The following is an 18,994-nucleotide window of genomic DNA, read 5'->3' as shown; positions in this document are numbered from 1 at the left end:
ACCTTAATGATATAATTAATAACATTCTGCTTAATATTTACCAGGAAATTTATGCCAACCCCAGCTGAAACCATTGAGCAATTGACGCGAATTATTGACTATATTGAAAACACCATGTCATTTAGTGCCAAGTTAAATACCGGGACAATTCCATCAACTGTAATGCTTTTTCACAGCCAAGGCTTATCTGCCTCTGATTTTCAGATTCTTCGCCAGCTCCTAACCAGATATGCCAACACATTACCAAGATACGATCAGGAATTCATATTACCCCAAAAGGATGTCCTGAAAATCCTGAATGATACACTGTCACAACTTCAAGCCTCAACAGCCCATTCTACGGATCAAGCTACGCCAGCGGGAATTACGCCTTCAGAGCCGGCAGCACCTCTGTCAGAAACACCTGCGGTTACTGTTAATACGGCTTTGGAGGAAAGAGAGGAAAGTAGCGTGCTATCGCGTTTAATACAACTACGGGATCACCTGGTTAAAATGGATAATGAAGTGTCTGGATATGCCGCAGCATCAACAAACCATCCCGATAATCAATCTGCACCAGTGGGAGTTACGACTTCAGAACCGGCAACACGTCTGTCAGAAACACCTGCGGTTACTGTTAATACGGCTTTGCAGGAAAGAAAGAAAAACATCTCACAATCGAACTTAAGACAAATACTGGCATCTTATAAATCAACTTCTTTTTTAGGTTTTTTGAGTTCGTTATGGTTTTTCTCTTCATTCATCTCGCCGATGAGAAGCAAAGCCATGATAGAGTTGAATTTGCTGCTTCAATATCAGGAAATAAGCAGTGATCAGATTAAGCAGGCAATTTCCAAAGACAGTGATGGGAAACGGCGGCTATCACTCTTTCAATCAGAAGATAATGCTATAAAAAATAATAGCTCAAGCACCGATAATGTAATTGAGCAATTAAAACAATCTTTAATGTAAACAGGCCTCTTCAATCCTACAGCCTTAATTCCTTACCTTTAGCACTGCTTCACCCCCCTCTCCCGTATCGGGAGAGAGCTGGGGAGAGGGTAAACCTTGCTTCTCATAAATATGAAGTCTGTGTCGGTACAATTTTTCTTTTTCCCTCTCCCTAACCCTCTCCCGATACGGGAGAGGGGACTTGTTTTTCAGCACTGCTCCACCTTCTCTCCCGATAGAAGAGAGGGGATTTGTTTTTCAGCACTGCTCCTCCCCCTCTCCCGTATCGGGAGAGGGCTGGGGAGAGGGAAAATCTTACTTCTCATAAATATGAAGTCTGTGCCGGTACAATTTTTCTTTTTCCCTCTCCCTAACCCTCTCCCGATACGGGAGAGGGGACTTGTTTTTCAGCACTGCTCCACCTTCTCTCCCGATAGAAGAGAAGGGACTTGTTTTTCGGCACTGCTCCACCCCCTCTCCCGCATCGGGAGAGGGCTGGGGAGAGGGAAAATCTTACTTCTCATAAATATGAAGTCTGTGCCTGAACTATTTTTCTTTTTCCCTCTCCCTAACCCTCTCCCGATACGGGAGAGGGTATTTGTTTTTCAGCACTGCTTTACCCCCTCTCCCGTATCGGGAGAGGGCTGGGGAGAGGGGACTTGTTTTATTGTACCCGGGTTAAAATCAAAAAAGTTGCTTTCTCCCTCTTCAATCCTGCCAATATTTATGCTTACAATTCAATTTTTCAAAGGATGGAGAAAAGCATGCCGTTAGATAATATTCTCAATAACCATTTCGATCCCAAGTCCAGGGAGCATCTCAATTTTATTAGCGAAAAAACCAGCGCATTTAAAGCGCTCGTAGTCCGAGTGCATGCACTTAATACAACGGAAGCCCGAGCGGTTATTGGAGCAATTGGGGGGTATGCCGCAGCATGGACATCCTTACCATTCATTGCCTCATGTGGTGGTCTTACGCTGCTTATAGCAGTCGCATGCGGCGGCTACATGCTGAGTACATGGTGGAAGGCTCATGTCCAGTTTGCACAACAACTTCAAGAGTTGAAGGAGGTATATAGCTGGGTAATGAAGGATGATACAGTTCCAGTAAGAAATAAACTTGGTTATACAGAGTTTCAGAATTTGATTTTAACATTGGGACCGTGGGTTGACGAGGGTTTTGCCTGGGGCTGGGATGAGAAGGATTTACAGGAAAGCAGTTCTGTTGCCACTTATGTGGCCAGTTATATTCCCGTTTTCTTTTCCCCAGTGCCCGCAGATAGAACCGATATTGATGGAAAGATATTAGGAAGTTTAAAAGATTTAATCAATGGTAAAGCCGAAAAACAATCTGCATGGGCGTTAACTGCCGGCGCATGGGATGCTACATGGATTACGGCTCAGATTGATCGAATGACAGCGAATATAGAGAGTAATCTGCCGGAGACAATGACAGCGGCGGCGGTAAAAAAAGTAATATGAATGGTGTAGGTTGGATCGTTTTGACCCAACATTCTTTTTTATCTGGCCATCTTTTGTTGGGTCAAACGACCCAACCTACTCGTGGTAATAATTTAAATCAAGCTCTCTGGCTGCCTTGACGTCATCCAGCCGTTTAACGGGCAGAGTATGCGGCGCATTCTGCAGCAGCTCGGGATTCTGTTTTGCTTCTTGCCGGATTATCTGCATTGCCGCGACAAAGCGATCCAGTTCTTCCTTGCATTCCGTTTCAGTCGGTTCGATTAATAAACACTCAGGAACCAATAGCGGGAAATACGTGGTTGGCGCATGAAAACCATAATCAAGCAACCGTTTTGCCAGATCCATTGCCGTCACGCCAAATGCTTTTTTCTCCTGACTGAGAGTCAGTACAAACTCATGACTTGCCCGCCGTTCAGGATAAGCTGGGGTGAAACCAGAGGCGGTTAATTTGGTCAACAGGTAATTGGCATTAAGCGTCGCATATTCCGATACCCGCAACAGGCCTTCTTTACCCAGAGTCTGAATATAAAAATAGGCGCGTAATAGAATACCGGCATTGCCCATAAAGCACGACAACCGGCCTATGCTTTGCGGATAGTCCGTCTGGGTTGCCCAGCTGTAACCTGTATCACGCTTAACTACAACCGGCAATGGCAGATAAGGCAACAACCTCTTGCCTACTGCGACCGGACCTGAACCGGGACCGCCGCCGCCATGAGGGGTGGCAAATGTTTTATGCAGGTTCAAGTGCATCACGTCAAAGCCCATATCGCCTGGCCTTACTCGCCCGAGAATCGCATTCAGATTGGCGCCGTCGTAATATAATAACCCACCAGCCTGATGAACTATCGCCGCAACTTCTTTAATCTGCCGCATAAACAAGCCAATCGTTGATGGGTTGGTCAACATAATGCCTGCCGTTTTTGGCCCGACTTTTAACTTGAGTTGCTCAAGATCAATATCGCCGTCTTTGGCTGTGGGAATTTCCACCACTTTAAATCCACACATTACGGCCGAAGCAGGATTGGTGCCATGCGCCGCATCAGGGATTAACATTTCATCACGTGCGGTGTCGCCGCGTGATTGGTGATAAGCCTTAATCATGGCAACCCCGGCAAACTCGCCCTGCGAACCGGCCATAGGCGTTAACGATACACCAGCCATACCTGTAATTTCAGCAAGATAGTTTTGCAGGGTATATATGGCATGCATAAAGCCCTGGCTGGCGTACTCAGGCGTCAGCGGATGGCGGTTAATAAAACCAGGCAAGGACGCTGCCTTATGAACGCCGCGCGGGTTATATTTCATCGTGCAGGAACCAAGCGGATAGAAATTGCTGTCAATAGCAAAATTCTTCTGCGACAAGCGGGTAAAGTGACGCACGACCTGTAATTCCGAGCAGCTTGGCAAACGCGGCGGTTTCTGACGAAGCATATGGGCAGGGATCAGTGTTTTGGCAAGTGATTTGCCAGGAGCCTGGGCAATGGCCTGTCTTGCTGGTTGTGAAAGCTCGAATATCAACATAATTTCCCCTCTGAATCCTGAACTATATCCTTTAATTGCTCACAATGCTTAACCGGAACAAACTCGATAAGTTCATAATCGGTAATCTCAGCCAGGTGGTAAGGATCCTTCTGCAAAATTGCCTCAAGATAAGCCCGGTCTTTGGTTGCCGCAATAATAATTCCGCCGGTACGGGGTTTTAATGGGCCAGACATGATTAGTAACCCTTGCTTGTAATAATAATCAAGAAATTCCCGATGAGCCTGCAAATACTTGTCTACTTCCACCAGCGGCGCTTTATACGTTAATTGGACGATAAACATGGGTTACCTCATTTGGTCATAATCTGTTTTAAGGTCTGGGCATACAATGCAACATCAGCATCGGTCCGCGTTTCGGTCGCACAAACCAGAATGGTATCCGTTAACTCAGGATAATGGCTCTGGACAGGATAACCGCCGTTAATGCCCGCTGCCTGCAATTGATTAAGTACTTCGTCAGCCGGTTTATTGATCTTTAATAAAACCTCATGGAAATAAGGACTTGTGAACACTTGATCTACACCTTCGATTTGCGTTAACGCCGCTACCAGTGCAATCGTGTTGTGATGACATTTTTCAGCAACCTGCTGGAGACCTTCAGGACCAAGCAAACTCATATGGATAGTCGCCGCAGTAACCAGTAATCCCTGATTGGTACAGATATTGGAGGTTGCCTTGCCGCGGCGGATATGCTGTTCGCGTGCTTGCAGGGTCAGAGTAAATCCGGTTTTACCGTCTTTATCTACCGTACGCCCGATAAGACGGCCAGGCATTTGTCTGACATGCTCCATGCGGGTACTTAAAAAACCAAAATACGGACCGCCCGAAGCCATAGGCGCACCAAGCGGTTGCCCTTCGCCGCAAACGATATCAACACCATGATCACCCCATTCCGAAGGCGGTTTGAGCAAGGCCAGCGAAACCGGATTCACGCATGCAATTCTCAGCACATCGTTGGCATAAGCCCAATTGGATAATTCATCAACCTGCTCCAGGCAGCCAAAAAAATTAGGCTGGGCAATGACCAGAGCAGCGATATCCACGCCATCATACTGTTGCAAGGCATCGAGCCGCAGCGTACCGAGCACTAGGTCATAAGGCAGGGTAATAATTTCGATATGCTGATTTCGGACAACGGTTTCCAACGTTTCGCGGTAAAACGGATGGAAAGTACCTGCCACTAAAACCCGATTCGACTTACTCTTCTTATGACAGCGCACCGCCATCAACACGGCCTCTGCAACCGCTGTTGCCCCGTCATAGAGCGAAGCATTGGCGACATCCATGCCGGTTAATTCGGCAATCATGGTTTGAAACTCATACAATAACTGCAGTGTTCCCTGGCTGGCTTCTGCCTGATAGGGCGTATAAGCGGTTAAAAATTCCCCTCGCGAAGCAATATCCCAGACAGCTGCCGGTATATGGTGGTCATAACAGCCTGCCCCCATAAAACAGATACTGTTCTGATTAAGCGTTGCCAGCTGCTGCGCTTCCTGCAGCATCGCCATTTCATTGCTGCCGGCAGGAATGTTCTTCAACTCGCTATACAGCAGCTCTTTGGGTATTTCATCAAATAATTCTTCAGTCTTGCTAATACCAATATCGGCCTGCATAGCCCTGGTGTCTTGTTCAGTATGGGGAATATAAGGCATCGTTAATCCTCGGCGATTTCTTTACTGTATTGCTCACTGTTTAACAACTCATTCAATTCAGCGCTATTGCTGGCACGCAGTTTCACCAACCAACCAGCGCCGAAAGGATCGCTGTTTACCAGCGCAGGGTTTTTACTCACTGCCTGATTGACTTCGACAACCACGCCACTCACGGGCGCATAAAAATCGGAAGCTGCCTTGACGGACTCAACAACACCCAGTTCGTCGCCAGCACTGACTTCATCGCCTTCTTCCGGCAGCTCAACGAAAACCATATCGCCTAATAATTGCTGGGCATGATCAGAAATGCCTATTACCATCACATCACCATCAGCCTTTAGCCATTCATGAGTACGGGTAAATTTTAAATCGCTCATTTGTTGTCCCTTATTATTTATAAAAGTGATTTTCCCTGTTTAACAAAGCGTGGTTTAACAACCTGGGCCGGTATCAGTTTGCCACGGATATCAACCATGACCTGCGAACCGGTTTCAACCGGAACGCGGGCAAGGGCAATTGATTTTTCCAGGGTTGGCGAATAGGTGCCGCTGGTGATAACGCCATCATTATGGCCGGCTACAATAACGCGCTGACCAGAGCGCATAACACCGCGATCTTCAAGTACAAGGCCAACCATCTTACGCTTGATGCCGTTTTGTTTTTGAAACAGCAACGCCCCCATGCCGATAAAATCGCGATCTTCCGGCTCAAGTTTAACCGTCCATGCAAGGCCCGATTCAAGCGGCGTTGTCGTCTCATCCATATCCTGGCCGTATAACAACATACCTGCTTCCAGTCTGAGTGTGTCGCGAGCCGCTAACCCACAAGGTTTGACGCCGGCAGCAAGCAAGTTATCCCAGAACGTTTCAATTTCAGCGGCAGGCATAACAATTTCAAGACCGTCCTCACCGGTATAGCCAGTGCGGGCAAAGAAGTAATTGTCAACATCAACGCATTCAAACGGGCGCAAGGTAGATATAGCATCAGCCTGGGCAGGCGTCAGTATAGTCGTGGTTTTAGTGATCGCTTGCGGGCCTTGTACCGCCAGCATGGCATATTCTTTGCGCTCCTGCAGGCCAACAGCGAAGCCTTCGCTTTTTTTCTGCAGCCAGGCCAGATCATCACTGCGGGTAGCTGAATTAAGGACGACCCGGTAATTGTCAGAGGCACGCTGATAAACAATCAGATCGTCAATGATGCCGCCATGCTCATTACACATGCAGCTATAGAGCGCAAGCCCGGTATGGTCCAGTTGATCAACGTCATTAGCCAGTAATTTGCGTAAAAACAGACGGCCGCCGGCACCGAGGATATCAACAATAGTCATGTGGGAAACGTCAAAAACGCCGGCATCATTACGAACGGTATGGTGTTCTTCCAGCTGTGAGCCATAGTGAAGCGGCATTTCCCAATCGTGGAAATTAACCATCCGAGCTCCTGCCGCCAGATGTTTAGCGAATAATGGTGTTCTTGCAATCATTGCGTTCCCCTCTTCGTAAGGCATTATGCAAATGATTATACGCTCTTGAGACTTCTCGGCAAGTAGCCAGGGTGCAATGACACTCAACATAAAAAAACCCGGTAATAACCGGGGAGAACTGGCGTGTCGCTTAATGACACGCCCCGCCAAAGAGGGGCTTTGTTGAATAAATAGAGAGTAGCCTTGATGCAGCGAAGCGTAATCAAGGTTTCTATCACTGTTTAGGCATCAGTACCTGAACGCGAGATCAATCCTTGATTACGCTTCGCTGCATCAAGGCTACATCTATTTATTGAACAAAGCCCTTCCGAGACGGGAGAGGGCGTAATTTCAATTTCTGCAAAAAGAGGGTACGATGAAGGCTAGTATTAATCTGCGAGTAACTAATGATTAACTGGCTTTTATCCTGGCGCGGCCTTATTGATATTGCCTGGCTTGTTTTTTTATTGGCCATGCTCCGCCATTTCTGGCAAGAGCGCTGGTTTTTAAGTGAAGCCCGTTACTGGTTAATCGTCAAAGGCCGAATTACCCGGCTGGAATGGAGTCAGGAAGGGAGTCGGTTGTGGCCCAAAATTGAATATAGTTATCAAGTCAATGAGCGGGACTTTCTAGGCGAATACCTGTTTCTGGATACCTCGCACAACACGCCAAACAGCCGCTACGCCCGCAAGCTTGCTTACCAGGTCGCTATGGCATTCAAAAAGGATGAAGAAATTACTGTCTTTTATAATCCCGACAACCCGACACAATCAGCCCTTGATGTCCATATTCCAACAAAATTAAATCTGATTATCGGGCTGATTATGTTTTTGATTATTGTACATTTAGGGGTAATTGTGTACCGCCTTCTTTAACCGGCACACACTGACAGGGCGGCTCAGCTGCAACGGACTGCAGGTGGGTGATCGCAAACCCGCGTACCCCTTGTCCTGATGGCGCCTCACCAAAATCAATCGTTACATTTAAGGTCTGTTTCTGCTGGAATTGCACATTTTTATAAACCACCAATACCGGCATCACCGCCTCCCAGTTATTGCCGATTTGCTTAATTTCCGGCGGCATGGTAGCTACCGCACTTACCGTATAATCATTTTTAAGCACTACACTCGGCACGCCAGATGTAGCCAGGGCTGAACTGTAAGCTGTCCAGCCATCGGCGGTAAAATACTTCGCCAACGCTTTTTGCTGATCCATAAAATTCTGATAGTCAAAAGTATAGGTCGCAATAATGGCTTCATTTGCCCAAACCGCAAGCTGGGTTTTGTCAGGCGCGGCATAAGCTGTCGGTATGCTGCATAAGGCTGCAACGGCCATAATCAGAGTGGTTAGTCGCTTCACGATAACGTCCTGTTTAAATGATTATAATGTCTAATTGTAGAACGAGTTTCGCCATAAAAAAACCCCGGCTTGTATGCCGGGGAGAACTGGCGTGTCGCTTAATGACACGAAACCCCATCCAAGAGGGATAGACGGGATTGAGCCTTCATGGAGAGTGCTCATTAAGTTAGACACCGGTTGGGCAAAAAAGTTCCATTGACAAATATTGAGCTTTTTGTCCAATTAATCTATAATTGCCCGCTGTTGTTTATGTCGTTCCTGCGCAGCAGGAATTTTCAGTGCCAGGAAACTATTCATGCCCAATATTCTTTTTGATCGTAATCACATTAAAGAAGAGGAAATCAAAAAACACGGAGGGTTAATCGCTGATATTTTAGCCGGTACGCTGCGCTATCCCAAGGTTAAACAACTGAAAGGAGCAGACTACCATGGTGAAAACGTTTTTCGCGCCAAAATCAATAAAAAGGACCGGTTAATTTATACCTGGCATAAACATCAGGATCAGAACAAACTGTTTGTTCTGGCAATAAACGATCACAATTACAAAAAATTAAAACGGCAATTTATTGACCGAAGGACTCCCAACTATCAAGAGCTGGAAATAGCAGACGGTGATGCGCCGCCAGTGATGAATCCTCCGGCCGAAAAGGAGCAACCCTTGGAATTTACGCCTGTAATTCCATATAAAGGTAACATTTTAATTCTCGATTCCAGCCAGCTGAATACCTACCGCAAACAGAGGCCGCTGGCTCTCATTGGCCCACCGGGTGCAGGGAAAACCAGTATCTTGTACAGCCTCATGCAACAGAAGCGCAATGAGAAACCCGCTATTGAGGAAACGCAGCAACCGCCAGTTCACCCGGCCTTGTTCCTCTCCCCCTCTGAACCACTGGTTAATAACCACCGGGATATGTACCAGGCAGAAAGGTCGGCGGAAGAACCGGATGGCGGTGTGGTGTTTATCACTTGGGCAGGCCTGCTGCAAAGCAGTTACCCGAATTATACAATGCTCAATAATGATGCAGTTTTTGCCCAATGGCTGGGCAGCGAGAAAGAACAAGCGCCAGCTAAAATCGTCCATTACGAACTCAGCCTGATTGTCGCACTGGGAGTTGAGAAATACCGTACGTTGGGACAGCGCCAATGCCATTATTCCGCCAAAGATCCGATTCATGGCAAAGAGAATGCGGCCAAGCAGGAGACATTCATCAGCCTGCTCGCCAAATGGCAGACTTATCTGGAAGAAAACCGCCTCATCGACCCCATGGTCAGCACTCTGCCGCCACAGGCACACCCTTATTCAAGCATTTATCTCGATGAAACTCAAAACTTGCCTCCTGTAGCGATTAGCTCTGTAGTGCCTCTCGCTCTGAACGGCCAGATAGTCGCGGCCCTGGACAGCGATCAAGCCCTGTTCTCATCGCCTTATATGCACAACTGCCTGAAAGAAATCTTTTATAGCACTATAAAACAATATAACGAGCATCAACTGACCACCGACTGGCGCAGTTGTCCGGAAGTTACCGCAGTCGGCAATCATCTTATTAACATGAAATATAAGATGGATAGCGGCGACAAACGCCGTCCTTACAAAGATATCGATTCAGCTCTCCCCCAAGGCGGACAAGTCAACTGGATTGATAACTCCCATTTTGCCAACCTGAAACCATACGGGCAATATGCCGGAACTGTGGTCATCGTCTTTCAGCCGCCTTCGGATGAAGAGCGCGAACAGATTAAAAATTCATTGGGCTGCGACAATATTTTAACTCCGGCGCAAGCCATTGGGCTCGATTTTGATACCGTCATACTCTGGAACCCGTTTTCACAGGCACCGGGGATTAAATCCCTTGCTAAAAAAAATGCCGGAATGGAGCTTTCTCTGGATCAGTGGAACGCCTTAAACGCACTCTATGTGGCCATCAAACGCGCTAAATTCCGCGTCTTTTTTTACGACAAGGAACAGCTGCGATGGCGAAATCTCGCTAGCACCTTGCTCGGCAAGATTACGGCCATGGAAACAAACCATCTGACATTACCCTTGCATTCCGATAATGAAAAAGTCCGCTGGCAACAGCAGGTTGAGCATCATCTGCAAAACAAAAATTATCTCGAAGCCGAAAATATTATGGCAAACCATTTGCAGCGGACTAAACAGGAAATTGAACTTACAATCAATCAGGCCAAAGGAACACAAGTTCCGGCCACTGCCGCAACAGAGGCTCCTGCTTCGTCCTCTGGCAAGCGGCGAAGACGGAATAAAGCCCGTAAAAAAGCAGCTCTGTCAACTACAGCAGCACTCACATTACAACCGGCAACGGCCACGCCAGAGCAGGTGGCTCAAGCTCGTAAAAAACCTGTAGAGGAAGTCGATCTTCGCCAATTGATTGCATTAATTCAAAGAAATATTCGCGGCTCTATTACAAAATTGTTAAAGCTTCCCGATGCCGAGCGCCACTTGATCAATACATCCAACATGAAATCCGTCAGCATCCTGGAATGGCTGATTGAGGATCATAAAAAACAACTATTGGCGGCGATGTTGGAGGTACTCTCGGAGCGGTCAAATACAACTGAACAACTTATGAATTATATGCGCACACTCTGCACTATGCACAATGGCGCTTCTCTGTTTAAAGCATGCTTCATTGAACTGGTAGAAAGAAACCCTGTTTTAATAAAATCTATTCTCGAACAAGTTGGAGATGAGCCTTTTGTAGCTGCCTGCTTAAATGCGCCTGGTAAGAATAGAGAATACTTAGTCTTGGATTGCGCTGCCTACGGCCATCCGAAAACACTGCAATATCTGAAACTGGCAGGAGCCGACCTGGATGTAGCTAACAGGCACGGTTCGCGTCCTATTCACATTGCAGCGTTATATGGTCACGTCAAAATAATTCAATTCCTGAAAGAAGCGGGTATAAGTCTGAAAACGCCCAATAACCATGGCACAACACTGGCTCATATCGCTGCTCAAAACGGTGATATAGACTTACTTGAATACCTGGGGCAAGAAGGGGAAAACCTCGATACACCAAATAAAAAGGGGGAAACCCCTCTTCTGGTTGCAACTAAAAAGGGATTTTTTAAGCTAGTCCAACTTTTATGCCTGAAAGGGGTTAATTTGAATACCTCTGATAAGGAAGAGTTAAATATTGCCTGTATGGCTGCCGGTAGCGGCAACGTTGCGATAGTTAAACTTCTTCAGGAAAAAGGAGTGAACTTTGAAACATCTCCTGAGTCCGGCATGTCCCCCATTCTTCATGCAGCCGAAAATGGACACCTTGGAGTAATCAAATTCCTGCATAGGGCCGGTATTAAGCTCGACACAGCCCGTAAAGATGGTATGACTATGGCTCATTTCGCTGCTCGAGAAGGTCATCTGAACATACTTTTATTTATGACTCAGGAAAAGGTAGATCTCCATATCAAAAATCAGTATGGCGCAACACCGCTTCATTATGCGGCGCAACAAGATAACGTTGAAATAATGAAACACCTTTACAAAGCCAAAGCTGACCGCAATGCCGTCAATAATGATGGTGAAACCCCAGCATATATTGCAGCCTGGGGCGATAAGATTAAAGCACTTGAATACCTGCATCAGATTGACGCAGATCTAACGATGCCAGCTAACGATCACTCAACCCCTCTGACTGCTGCTGCATCGGCAGGACGTGTTAAGGCCATCAATTTTCTCTGCAGCGTTGGCGTTAATCCTAACAAAGCCGATGCAGGAGAAGGGTATACTCCGGCATATGTTGCCGCCCGGTTTGACCAGGTTGCCTCCCTCAAAGCCCTGAACATGCTTGGAGCTGCTCTCGACACACCAGCCAGGGATGGTACTACGCCGCTTTTTATCGCTGCAGCCTATGGCAAGCTTGATGCCGTTGAGTTCTTATTAGGCAAGCAGGTGTCGCCGCACACTCCCGTAACGATCGCGGTCGAGGTATTGCATCAAATTATGACCGAAACGCCTCTCAAGACTCAAAAACGGGTAGAAAAGTTCATACAAGATAAACTCGGCTCTCCGCATGCAGAAAAACAGGATATCGCCATCTTGCCTCATGAAATCGCACAAATGATGGGGCATACAAGAACTGAAAGCGCTCTGCTGCAACATCGAAAATCTCTCAGTGCGGCCGCCCAGATTGGCTTTTTCAGCGCCCAGAAACCAGCATTAGAACAAAAAGCAAACAAGCTTAATGCGTTTATCCAGGAAATCATAAAAGGCACAAAAGATGCAATCAGGCAACTGCTGGCATCGCCTGACGCAGAAGAGCATCTGACCAATAAACCATCTTTCATGACAGTCAGCGTACTGCAGTGGCTGATTGCAGAACATAACGATAGCCTTCTGGCTACAGCTATTGAAATACTTTCTGATCAGCAAAAAAGCCCCCATGAACTTTTTCCATTGTTGCGCGTTCTATTCAAAATAAACCATTCTACGGCCTATATTATTTCCTTAATGGCCGTTGAGTACGGCCGGCTTGAAATAATGAAGTTCCTGGATGAGGAAAAGATAGACCTGAACCGTATTTCCACTGTCAATGGCGCAACCCTGACTTATATTGCTGCGCAATATAATCAATTAGGGATAATGGGCTTTCTGATCAAGAAAAAAGTAAATATCAATACTCCTACAGATAAAGGCGTTACACCGCTACATATGGCCGCGAGAAATGGCCAGGTTGACGTAGTCAGGTTATTGTGTGAAGCTGGTGCCGATACAACAGTAGCCAATAACGATGGAATGACTTTGGCTTACGCTGCTGCTTATAACGGTCATCTGGCAGTACTTGAATTCCTCAAACAAAAGCAGGCCAAGCTTGATATCCCGGATAATAATAATTTTACCCCGCTCCTTATTGCAATTCAACGAGGCCACCTTGCAGTAGTTCGCTTCCTGTATGAATCAGGCGCGAATATTAAAGCAGTTGATTTTAATGGTGCGACAGCAGCCTATTTAGCCACGCTGCATAACCGCCTGGATATACTCCAATATTTGCACCAGATTGGCGCCCCTCTTGATACGCCTATAAAAACAGGCCCTACACCTCTTGTAACCGCGGTCAAGGGCGGGCAGCTCGAAATTATGAGCTTTTTATTAGACAATAATGAATATCCTCTTCAACCCGCGACTATGCATATCAAGCTGCTGAAGCGTTTTATTGCCCAATCTTTGATCTCGGATTGGGAACGGGTAAATATATTCATCCATAATAAAATCGGCTCTTCGCCCAAAAAAGAATATATTTCCATATTGCCTCACGAACTGGCACAACTTATGGGCAATCAGGAAGCCATAAACTTGTTGAAGGAACATCCGAAATATAAAGCACACTATAGCAAAGAGCTTGCGGTTGACCTTTTCAGTCCGGAAGAAATCAGGCTTACAATAGCGGCAATATAGACATATTGAACTTATTATTTTTATTAATTTATACTATTTCTGTACACAGGAACACCATTCATGCTCAGCATTTTGTTTGATCTTAACCATATTACAAAAGAGGAAATCTTAACCCACCAGGAACTGATTCAGGGTATTCTATCCAACGAACTGCGCTATCCGCAGGTTAAGCCCCTGAAGGGTGCAAATTATCAGGAAAAGCCCGTTTTTCGCGCTAAAATTAATAGAAAGCAGCGGTTAATTTATACCTGGCTCAAGCATGAGGGCAAGAATAAACTTTTAATCCTGGCAGTGAACAATCACAATTACAATAGATTAAAACGGCAGCTTGCAAGCCTTGGCGAGCCAAAGCATCAGGAGCTGGAAATACCAGAAACTCAAACACTGCCTGCGAATAATCCTCCGCCAGCACCAGAACAACCGTTGGAATTTGTTCCCGCTATTCCGTATAGAGGAAGCACTTTAATTCTGGATAGCGGCCAGCAAAAAGCCTGTGAACTCTCTAAACCAATAGTATTCTTAGGGCCGCCGGGTGCAGGGAAAACCAGTATCCTGTTCAGCGTCATGCAACAAATGCTTAATGCGAAACCCGTAATTGACAACGAAAAACAGAACGAAGTCCTCCCCTGTCTGTTTCTATCACCCTCTGATCCATTGGTTAATAACCATCAGGCCATGTATCAAGCAGAGTGGTCAATCGAAGAAGCGCCTGCTATCTCCGCGGTATTTTCGACCTGGCAAAGATTGTTGCAAAATAATTATCCGGATTGCAGAATGCTCAATAGCGCTGATTTTGCCGAATGGCTGAAAAGCCAGAAAGTGGATGAGCCCGCTAACACTGTACATTACGAGTTCAGCCTGATTGCAGCGCTTGGCCCTGATAAATACTGTGAATTGGGTCAACGTCAATGCCATTATTCCGCCAAAGATCCGAGCCATGGTAACGACAATGCGGTCAAACAGAAATTGTTCATCGGCTTGCTCGCTAAATGGCAGGTTCATTTGCTGGCAAACGGTTTTCTTGACCCCATGGTCAGCGCCCTGCCCCAGAAGGCTCCATGCTACTCCAGCATTTATCTCGATGAAACACAAAATCTGCCGCCAATAGCAGTAAGAGAATTGGTTCGCCTGACCAGGGATCGGCAGGTAGTCGCCGCCCTGGATAGTGATCAGGCCCTGTTTTCATCGCCTTATATGCACAATTGTCTGAAAGAAATTCTGTACGATATAAACCATCCCTATACTGAACACTCACTTCTCACCGATTGGCGCAGCCGGCCGGAAGTGACCGCAGTCGGCAATCATCTTCTGGACGTGAAATACGAGATGGATACTGGTAGCGGTAAGCGCCGTCCATACCGAAAGATTCAATCAGCCCTGCCCGAGGGCGGGCAGGTCAACCAAATTCATAATACCCATTTGCCTGCTATCAAACCGTATGGACAGTATGCGGGAACTGTCGTTATCGTCTTTGAGGAATGCTCGCAAAAGGAGCGCGAGCACATTAAAGACGTGCTAGGCTGCAGCAATATTCTAACGCCTGCACAAGCCATTGGTCTTGATTTTGATACTGTGATTCTCTGGAATCCGTTTTCACAGGCACGCGGGATTAAATCTTTGACTAAAAAAAATCCCAACCTCGAGTTAACCCTTGACCAATGGAATGCTTTAAATGCCCTATATGTCGCGCTAAAACGCGCCCAACTGCGACTTTTTATTTACGATAAGGAACAGCCGCGATGGCAAAAACTCGCCCAAACACTCCTCGGCGAAATTGCAGTCCTGGATGCGAACAACCTGAAATTACCCGTAAAATCAGAGAACGAACAGGCCCGTTGGCAGGCTCAGGCGGATCATCACCTGCAAAACAGCAATTTTGAGCAAGCCCGAATCATAATGAAAGACCATTTGCAGCTTCCAGATCAGAAAATTGACCATATCATCAATTCGTCTTTGGAAGCACAAGCCGCAGCTAATCCCACAACACTTGCTCCATCAGTCAAAGAGCCGCAACCAGCTCCCAAACCAGTAGCCAATATACCTGCGGCTCAGGCGGCAGGTCGCAGCCGACCTGTAGTTGTATCCTCCGTAAAACCTAAATCGGAAAAAAATACACGTGCAGCCTCTCCAGCAGCAATAGTCAGGAAAAATCAGGCTGTTAACAACCTGGTGCAACAAATTAAAAATGGCACAACAGGCGCAATCAAACGGTTACTTGAATCGCCGCAGGCAGAACAATATTTACTCGACACCTCAATTCTCACAATCACTCTTATGGAATGGCTGCTTGATGAGCATCAGCCAAAATTACTGGCAACAATTAATCAACTGTTTCCCGCCCCCCAGAAAAATACTAAAAAAAATTCCGTAAAACCTGTCCCTCGATCCGTAATACGCGCTCTCTGTACTACATACAACGGCATCTCCCTTTTCAAACAAATTTTCTGTGAATTAAGCCATCACAATCCGGCCTTGTTGAAACGTATTCTTGATAGCGCTGGAAAAGAGCCTTGTGTAGCAGCCTGTTTAAATGCCACTGTTACATTGGGCAGAAGAAAGGCAGGGTATTTTGCTATAATTTGCGCAAAGAACGGCGATTTGGAAACACTTCGCTTTTTAAAACAAGCCGGCGCTAACCTGGATATAGAGGATGAACAGGGTCGTCGTCCCATGCATGCGGCAGCTAAAAATAATCATGTTGAGATACTCGATTTCCTGCTCAAGGCTGGCGCTGCTATCGATGCGTCAGGGGATGATTGCTCGACTCCGCTTTTTGTTGCAGCCCGGGCAGGAGCTATTAATGCAGTCCAATTTCTCCATCAGGCAGGCGCCGATCCGCAAGCGGCGAATAGTGATGGCGATACCCCGGCATACGTCGCCGCAGTTAATGATCAGGTTGAAGTACTCCAATACCTGCAGCAAATTGGGGTTAATCTTCAAAGTCCTATCGAAGATGGCTCTACCCCCTTTTTTGCCGCCGCTCTGGGCGGAGCTGTTAATGCGCTTAAATTCCTTTATAAAGATGGTGCAAACCCCAACGTTGCTGACAGTATCGGAGAAACCCCGGCGTATGCTGCTGCTCAGTATGGCCAGGTTGAAGCGCTCCGGTTTCTGGACCTCATTGGCGCAGATCTCAATATTCTTACCCCGGAAGGATATACCCCGCTCTTTATCGCTGCAGAGTATGGCCATGTCGAGACAGTCCGCTTTCTACACCAGGCGGGTTCCGCTCTCGACATCGTTGCAAAGGATGGTTTTACGCCTCTTTATTGCGCAGCGGCGGAAGGCAAACTCGAAGTCATTAACTATTTACTAGAGCACAATGTCTCTCCATTTAACCCCGTCACAGTCAAGAGCGAATCATTAGAATTGTATATAGCCCGGAAACAGTTCCTGGCTCTGAGGCAGGTAAAGCAATTCATCAAAGATCAAACCGACTTATCGTCAGAAGCGCCAGACATCTCTGTATTGCCTCATGAAATAGCAAAACTCATGGGCCATACAGAGATCGCTGCTTTGCTGGAACAATACCACCAGAACCAGAAGCAGCGCAGTCCGATAACTCGGATTGGGTTTTTCAACCAGCCGGAACTTGCGCCAGAACAGACAGAAAACAGGGCCGTTACTGCCTCTGCATCATCCAGCCAAAATGAAACGCTTGAAAGAATTATTCAACAAATCGGCAAAGGAAAAGCAAGCGCTTTCTGGCGATTGCTGGAATCATCTCAGGTAGCATCCTATTTGTCAGACATGTCGATTTTTACTTATATGTCAGTATTAAAGTGGCTGGCTACAAGACATTCCTCTTCCCTGAAAACTGCAATAATACAATTAATTACAGCTATGCAACAGAAAACTCTGAATGAAGCTGAGCTAAAACATTTCAGGACTCTGATGTTCTCTCAGGACCAGGACGATCTTTGCCTGTTAATAATCATTGGCCCAGAGATTGGGGATAACTATAATTTACTCGAATTTCTCCTCAACATACTGGGCAAACAAGAAGTCAAGTTATTCTTAAGCAAGCCTTTTGCCGGGGATTCAATTATACCCGCCATTTATGAACCCCATAACACAAAATGGCTGCAATTTTTAAAACAGGCTGGCATTTCGCTGGATCAAACGTTCAAGCAGGACATTCATCTTACCCATATTGCAGCAGCGGCAGGCGATATAGCGACCTTAACATTCTTAAAAGCGGAGGGAATACGTTTTGATAAGCACTCTACAGAAGGAATGACGCCTGCATTTTATGCCGCAGCCAGAGGCCGTGTTAATGTTCTGCAATTTTTACATGAACAAAAAATTAGCCTTGATGATGTTAATACTGAGAACCAAACTGCTGCTCATGTTGCTGCCCGGTATAATCAGATAGATGTACTTGAGTTTTATCATTCATTGAAATTGCCGCTCGATAAGCTCGACAGCAATGGACTCTCGCCAGCCTTCTTAGCCTCTTTACTTGGAAAACAGGAAGCCGTTTCCTTTTTACTGGATCACCAGGCTTGTGAGTGTGTAGCAAGTACTTTTCCTGTCAACGCACTGAAAGCCCTCGCCAATTTATTACACAAGAAAGAACTGCATAACAAACTTCAAACCTTGCTGGATGACAAGATTCGTCTCTTTCCTCAGTGTGAAAATATTCCTATATTTCCTCACGAAATAGCAGCGCTTCATGGAGGCAAAAAGTTGGTAAACCTGATTCTGAACCATCCGCATTATCAGCAACCTGATGTATGGGGGAAATACGCCTGGACTCCATAAGCTGTTTTTAGTAATTGTACAGAACCTAAAACTACCTGGACTGGTTAAAATTGTGATACTCTTACGGAGCTGACTGATTTCCGGTTATTTACGGCTTTGTTGAATAAATAGTACTGTCATTCCCGCGAAGGCGGGAATCCATGTCTCAAGTTAGCTCCTAACTTTGTTTGATGGATGGATCCCCGCCTTCGCGGGGATGACAAATGGCCGGTTTGATTATTTTACATACAATCAAACTTTCCCAAATGATTTATTCAACAAAGCCGTTATTAACCGGAAAAAGGAACAGTGTATACCCAAGATCCTTCATTACGTTCAGGGTGACAGATACGCTGTGTACGACAGGCATGTCATTTTACTAATTATATCTGCAACGTTTATTTAAATCA

At 46.3% G+C, this 18,994-nt stretch carries 11 protein-coding genes; 5 read left to right on the top strand and 6 right to left on the bottom strand.

Features of this window, described 5'->3' with window-relative positions; genetic code table 11:
- Nucleotides 1-51 precede the first annotated feature (51 nt).
- Nucleotides 52-951, top strand: coding sequence for a hypothetical protein (locus ACFORL_RS04075; protein ID WP_382341355.1), 900 nt, complete (start codon nucleotides 52-54; stop codon nucleotides 949-951).
- Nucleotides 952-1,694: 743 nt separating this feature from the next.
- Nucleotides 1,695-2,411 carry a hypothetical protein gene (locus tag ACFORL_RS04070; RefSeq protein WP_382341353.1) on the top strand — a complete coding sequence of 239 codons (717 nt, stop codon included), beginning with the start codon at nucleotides 1,695-1,697 and terminating at the stop codon, nucleotides 2,409-2,411.
- Between the two features lie 75 nt (nucleotides 2,412-2,486).
- Here the strand turns inward: ACFORL_RS04070 and gcvPB are convergent, their stop codons facing one another.
- Genes gcvPB through gcvT form a run of 5 tightly spaced genes read right to left on the bottom strand, consistent with a single transcriptional unit; the run spans nucleotide 2,487 to nucleotide 7,087 of the window.
- Complete coding sequence (gene gcvPB / locus ACFORL_RS04065) at nucleotides 2,487-3,935, bottom strand: aminomethyl-transferring glycine dehydrogenase subunit GcvPB (protein WP_382341351.1); 1,449 nt, start codon at nucleotides 3,933-3,935, stop codon at nucleotides 2,487-2,489.
- The gene (locus tag ACFORL_RS04060) at nucleotides 3,929-4,237 is read right to left on the bottom strand and encodes a YciI family protein (RefSeq protein ID WP_382341349.1); all 309 of its coding nucleotides are present in this window, start codon (nucleotides 4,235-4,237) and stop codon (nucleotides 3,929-3,931) included. The genes gcvPB and ACFORL_RS04060 overlap by 7 nt, the downstream gene beginning before the upstream one ends.
- Before the next feature lie 8 nt (nucleotides 4,238-4,245).
- Nucleotides 4,246-5,607 carry an aminomethyl-transferring glycine dehydrogenase subunit GcvPA gene (gene gcvPA, locus ACFORL_RS04055; RefSeq protein WP_382341347.1) on the bottom strand — a complete coding sequence of 454 codons (1,362 nt, stop codon included), beginning with the start codon at nucleotides 5,605-5,607 and terminating at the stop codon, nucleotides 4,246-4,248.
- 2 nt (nucleotides 5,608-5,609) lie between these two features.
- Complete coding sequence (gene gcvH, locus ACFORL_RS04050; protein WP_382341345.1) at nucleotides 5,610-5,984, bottom strand: glycine cleavage system protein GcvH; 375 nt, start codon at nucleotides 5,982-5,984, stop codon at nucleotides 5,610-5,612.
- A gap of 17 nt (nucleotides 5,985-6,001) precedes the next feature.
- Nucleotides 6,002-7,087, bottom strand: a complete 1,086-nt coding sequence (gcvT, locus tag ACFORL_RS04045) for a glycine cleavage system aminomethyltransferase GcvT (protein WP_382341343.1) — start codon at nucleotides 7,085-7,087, stop codon at nucleotides 6,002-6,004.
- Between the two features lie 389 nt (nucleotides 7,088-7,476).
- Between gcvT and ACFORL_RS04040 the strand changes: the two genes are divergently transcribed.
- Nucleotides 7,477-7,941 carry a DUF3592 domain-containing protein gene (locus tag ACFORL_RS04040; RefSeq protein ID WP_382341643.1) on the top strand — a complete coding sequence of 155 codons (465 nt, stop codon included), beginning with the start codon at nucleotides 7,477-7,479 and terminating at the stop codon, nucleotides 7,939-7,941.
- On the opposite strand, the gene ACFORL_RS04035 is transcribed toward ACFORL_RS04040, so the two are convergent.
- Complete coding sequence (locus tag ACFORL_RS04035; protein ID WP_382341341.1) at nucleotides 7,901-8,425, bottom strand: DotI/IcmL family type IV secretion protein; 525 nt, start codon at nucleotides 8,423-8,425, stop codon at nucleotides 7,901-7,903. The genes ACFORL_RS04040 and ACFORL_RS04035 overlap by 41 nt on opposite strands.
- A 295-nt stretch (nucleotides 8,426-8,720) precedes the next feature.
- On the opposite strand from ACFORL_RS04035, the gene ACFORL_RS04030 reads away from it, so the two are divergent.
- Nucleotides 8,721-13,841, top strand: coding sequence for an ankyrin repeat domain-containing protein (locus tag ACFORL_RS04030; protein WP_382341339.1), 5,121 nt, complete (start codon nucleotides 8,721-8,723; stop codon nucleotides 13,839-13,841).
- A gap of 60 nt (nucleotides 13,842-13,901) precedes the next feature.
- Nucleotides 13,902-18,605 (top strand): ankyrin repeat domain-containing protein, encoded by a 4,704-nt coding sequence (locus ACFORL_RS04025; RefSeq protein WP_382341337.1) that lies wholly within the window; start codon nucleotides 13,902-13,904, stop codon nucleotides 18,603-18,605.
- Nucleotides 18,606-18,994: the final 389 nt, after the last annotated feature.

This window comes from Legionella dresdenensis (genome assembly GCF_042649825.1).
GTDB lineage: Bacteria > Pseudomonadota > Gammaproteobacteria > Legionellales > Legionellaceae > Legionella_C > Legionella_C dresdenensis.
This window is presented reverse-complemented; position numbering and strand designations above follow the sequence as displayed.

Coding starts and splice junctions, on each gene's coding strand:
- ACFORL_RS04075 (WP_382341355.1), top strand. CDS start 52: ATGCCAACCCCAGCTGAAACCATTGAGCAATTGACGCGAATTATTGAC.
- ACFORL_RS04070 (WP_382341353.1), top strand. CDS start 1,695: ATGCCGTTAGATAATATTCTCAATAACCATTTCGATCCCAAGTCCAGG.
- gcvPB (WP_382341351.1), bottom strand. CDS start 3,935: ATGTTGATATTCGAGCTTTCACAACCAGCAAGACAGGCCATTGCCCAG.
- ACFORL_RS04060 (WP_382341349.1), bottom strand. CDS start 4,237: ATGTTTATCGTCCAATTAACGTATAAAGCGCCGCTGGTGGAAGTAGAC.
- gcvPA (WP_382341347.1), bottom strand. CDS start 5,607: ATGCCTTATATTCCCCATACTGAACAAGACACCAGGGCTATGCAGGCC.
- gcvH (WP_382341345.1), bottom strand. CDS start 5,984: ATGAGCGATTTAAAATTTACCCGTACTCATGAATGGCTAAAGGCTGAT.
- gcvT (WP_382341343.1), bottom strand. CDS start 7,087: ATGATTGCAAGAACACCATTATTCGCTAAACATCTGGCGGCAGGAGCT.
- ACFORL_RS04030 (WP_382341339.1), top strand. CDS start 8,721: ATGCCCAATATTCTTTTTGATCGTAATCACATTAAAGAAGAGGAAATC.
- ACFORL_RS04025 (WP_382341337.1), top strand. CDS start 13,902: ATGCTCAGCATTTTGTTTGATCTTAACCATATTACAAAAGAGGAAATC.